Source organism: Endozoicomonas sp. SESOKO4, from assembly GCF_024606275.1.
The window spans coordinates 1-4,298 of the sequence record NZ_JAHHPS010000090.1; the positions used below are offsets into that span (position 1 = coordinate 1).

Annotated in this window: 4 protein-coding genes; 3 read left to right on the forward strand and 1 reads right to left on the reverse strand. The window is 46.0% G+C overall.

The window, feature by feature from the left end; genetic code table 11:
• Positions 1–210 precede the first annotated feature (210 nt).
• From KDK16_RS01445 to KDK16_RS01455, 3 genes are all read left to right on the forward strand, one after another.
• Positions 211–1,866, forward strand: a complete 1,656-nt coding sequence (locus KDK16_RS01445) for a nitrite/sulfite reductase (protein WP_257274352.1) — start codon at positions 211–213, stop codon at positions 1,864–1,866.
• Complete coding sequence (locus tag KDK16_RS01450) at positions 1,850–2,347, forward strand: DUF934 domain-containing protein (RefSeq protein WP_257252622.1); 498 nt, start codon at positions 1,850–1,852, stop codon at positions 2,345–2,347. Before KDK16_RS01445 ends, KDK16_RS01450 begins: the two co-directional genes overlap by 17 nt.
• A gap of 164 nt (positions 2,348–2,511) precedes the next feature.
• The gene (locus KDK16_RS01455) at positions 2,512–3,681 is read left to right on the forward strand and encodes a cation:proton antiporter (RefSeq protein WP_257274353.1); all 1,170 of its coding nucleotides are present in this window, start codon (positions 2,512–2,514) and stop codon (positions 3,679–3,681) included.
• Between the two features lie 60 nt (positions 3,682–3,741).
• Here the strand turns inward: KDK16_RS01455 and sohB are convergent.
• Positions 3,742–4,298 (reverse strand): protease SohB (sohB, locus tag KDK16_RS01460; protein WP_257274354.1); only part of this gene is annotated, 557 nt, incomplete at its 5' end.

A 4,298-nucleotide genomic window follows, 5' to 3' on the forward strand; every position in this document is an offset into this window, starting at 1 on the left:
TCATCAATCTCTCTTATGCATAGATGCGTTCGGATATGCTGTTTTCATCTAGTTATATAAAAAAATTTTTTATTACAAATTCAAAAATACTGGTATCTTTTGTATTCTCGGTCGTGGCTGGAATCTGCATCGAGCCTGAAACAGATTTCCTGAGGCCTAACGGAGACAGGCCATTGGATAGCTCGCCAACTCAATTAGAAAATTATTCCCATGTATAAATACGATGAGTACGATCAACGCATCGTCGACGAAAGAGTGAGTCAGTTCAGAGACCAGACTCGACGTTACCTCGCCGGTGAGATCGCAGAGGACGATTTTTTGCCCCTGCGTCTGCAGAATGGCCTCTATATCCAGCGTTTTGCTCCCATGTTGCGGATCGCAATTCCTTACGGTTTATTGAATACCCGCCAAGTCAGAAGACTCTCTGAAATCTCGCGCAAATACGATAAGGGCTACGTGCACTTCACTACCCGTCAAAACGTTCAGTTGAACTGGCCTCTGCTTGAGCAGGTTCCTGAAATTCTCGCTGATCTTGCGGAAGTTGAGATGCATGCAGTGCAGACCAGTGGAGCCTGTATTCGTAACACGACTACCGATCAGTTTGCCGGTGTTGCCCGAGATGAAATTGTAGATCCAAGACCCTGGTGTGAAATCATCCGTCAGTGGTCCACATTCCATCCGGAATTTGCCTTTCTGCCCCGAAAATTCAAAATCGCCGTTTGTGGTTCTGAAGAAGATCGTGCTGCCACTATGGTTCATGACATTGGTGTTCATGCCTTCCGAAATGAGAATGGCAATGTTCGATTCAAGATACTGGCCGGTGGTGGACTGGGACGAACACCCATGGTGGCAAGTGTCATCAGGGAGTCCATAGAGCCTGAGCATTTGTTGACCTATCTGGATGCCATTCTGAGGGTTTATAACCGCTATGGTCGTCGTGATAACAAATACAAGGCGCGCATCAAGATTCTTGTAAAAGCAATGACACCTGAGGTGTTCACCGAGAAAGTGGAATCAGAATGGGAGCAGATCAAAGACTCTGCATCTCTCTTGCCTGAAGCCGAAATAGAGCGTGTCAGCCAGCACTTCATTGATCCGGAATACAAAGGTCTGGTGGATCAGGACTTTAATGATCTTGCTTTGCAAGCACCGATAGGTTTCCATTCCTGGCTGAAGCAGAATGTATTTGCCCATAAGAAACCGGGTTACTGTGCCGTTACTGTGACATTGAAAGCTACCGGGGAGGCTCCTGGTGATGTCTCTGCAGAACAATTGGATGTGATTGCTGATCTTGCCGATCAGTTCAGTCTTGGAGAGCTCAGAGTCAGCCATGAGCAGAATCTGATATTTGCAGACGTCGAACAAACGGCACTGATTGAACTTTGGGAAAAATTGTCAGCTGTCGGTCTGGCGACGGCCAATCGTGGCCTATTAACCGACATGATCTGCTGCCCGGGTGGTGATTTCTGTGCACTGGCCAATGCTCGATCTATTCCCCTGGCAGAAGAGATTCAGCGCAAGTTCGACGATATCGACTTTCTGCATGACGTCGGTGAGCTGGACCTGAACATTTCAGGTTGCATGAATGCATGTGCCCATCACCATGTGGGTCATATAGGTATTCTGGGTGTTGACAGAAAAGGCATTGAATATTATCAGGTTCAGGTCGGTGGCTCTGCTTCAAAAGGGGCAACCCTGGGCAAGATTATTGGACCGTCCTTCAAGCGTGAAGAAATTCCTGACGTGCTTGAGAAAATCCTCAATGTTTACATAGAGCAGCGTCGTGAAGATGAACTGTTTATTGATACCTGCCAGCGCATTGGCATAACCCCTTTCAAGGAGCGTGTGTATGCCCAGGCTGCTTAAAAATAACGAAGTTTTTGAGGATGATTACCAGATTCTGGATTCTGAATCTGAAGATCTGGCATTTACAGGGACACTGTTGATCCCGGCCAGGGAACTCGATCAACATGAGAAACTGCTTGAACAAAAGCAGCAGCCAACAGGCTTGTTCCTTGATAGTGATGACAATGTCGAAAGTTATGCTGACATACTGTCCAGCTTCGACTTGATCACCATTAATTTTCCCAAGTTTATTGATGGTAGAGGCTATTCTCTCTGCCGCATCCTCAGGGACCGTTATCATTACAAAGGGGATATCAGAGCCGTGGGTGACGTGCTTATCGATCAGATTTTCATGTTGCAGCGTTGTGGCTTTTCAAGTTATTACCTGAGAGAAGACCAAAAAGCAGAAGATGCTATCAAGGCATTGGATACTTTTAGCCTCAGGTATCAGGGAAGCAGTGATGACCCTGAACCACTCTATAGAAAAAGAAAGGTATCTTAGAAGAGCCTGATCCATCTTGTTAAGGGCTGCAATCCAATCTGCAGCCCTACCCTTCTCTTGTTTACCGGACTCCCAACCTTGGGTATATACTTGGTCTTTTAGCTTCAAGCAAAATGCGGGCTGGAATAGCCCTTTTATAAACAATCATTTATCTGGCGAGTCTAATGGAAAGTGGTTCCCTGCTCTTCTCTTTCTTTCTTATCTTCAGTGGTGCTGCAATACTCGCTACTGCCGCGCTATTTACCCGTCAACCTCTTCTGGTTGCCTACATCGTACTGGGTGCCTTCCTCGGCCCCTATGGCATGGAAATGGTTACGGATACCGGGCTTTTAAATGATATTGCTCACGTCGGAATTATATTCCTGTTGTTTTTGCTTGGACTGGATATGCAGCCTGCTCACCTTGGTCATCTGCTCAAGAAAACAGCTACGGTAGGACTCATCAGTTCGATCATATTTGCACTAACCGGTTATGGACTGGGGCTGGCATTTGGTTTCAGCCAAAAAGAAGCCGTCATAACCGGTGCTACAATGATGTTCTCCAGTACGATTATTGGTATCAAATTATTGCCAACCACGGTACTGCATCACAAACATACCGGAGAGATTCTTGTCAGTCTGCTGCTTTTGCAGGATCTGCTGGCGATTCTGGTTCTCCTGTTGCTTTACAACTTTGATGGTGGATTTGCTAACAGTAGAATGGACGTTCTGATGGCTCTCGCCGCATTACCCATGATCATAGCTGCGGCTTTTCTGGCAGTTCGTTATGCTCTGTTGCCATTGATGGCACGCTTTGACCGGTTTCATGAATACATGTTCCTGTTAGCCATTGGCTGGTGTCTTGGCTTCGCTGAACTGGCCCATGCCTTGAATCTTTCCTATGAAATTGGTGCCTTTATTGCCGGGGTCAGCATTGCTACCAGCCCGATTTCTCAATACATTGCCATTAATCTAAAGCCATTGAGAGATTTCTTCCTGGTTCTGTTCTTCTTCTCAATCGGTGCCAGCTTTAACCTGAATTTGTTTGGAGATGTTTGGCTACCTGCCCTGATCATGACAGTTATTTGTCTGCTTCTTAAACCCGCCACATTTGGTATTTTGCTGAGAGCCAATGAGAAAAAATCAACGGCATGGGAAGTAGGTTTCAGATTGGGCCAGACCAGTGAGTTTTCTATTCTGATTGCAGTACTGGCAACGGGACAGATGTTAATCGGGGAGATAGCAGCTCACGTCGTCCAGGCAACTGCCATACTGACTTTAATCATCTCTTCCTACGTTGTAGTGTTTAATTATGAATCACCCATAGCTGTGTCGGAAAAGCTGAGAAGAGACTAAATCGGGATAGGGCGTAGCCTCACAGCTACGCTCTATCCCGATCAGACAACTTTGGAGCAGTTAAGAAAAGTATCGACCCTGAGACAATCTTTCCCAGATTTTTCCAAAGGCATTATCGAGAGTCGTTTCAGCGGCCAGGCCCAGTTTGCTGGCCATTCCCTTTTTCACTTCATAGCTGACCTGAATAATGTCTACTGAGTCTACCTTGCTATAGATATATTCATCACTGGTCATGACTTGATCAATCAGGTTTTTCGCAATTGCCTGACGGCCATACCAGATTTCACCGGTGGCGATCTCTTCTATGTTCACCTGCTCACGTTCTTCCTTGATGAAATCTTTGAACAGCTCATGAGTATCCTGAATATCCTGCTTGAACTTATCACGGCCCTTTTCAGTGTTTTCACCAAGAACTGTCAGAGTGCGTTTAAATTCACCGGCAGTGTGCAGTTCAATATCAACGTCATGTTTCTTAAGCAATTTGTTGATATTGGGCAGCTGAGCCATAACCCCTATGGAGCCAATTATGGCAAAAGGCGCAGCAACAATCTGATTAGCCGTACAGGCCATCATATAACCACCACTGGCAGCCACTTTATCGACTGCAATGGTGAACT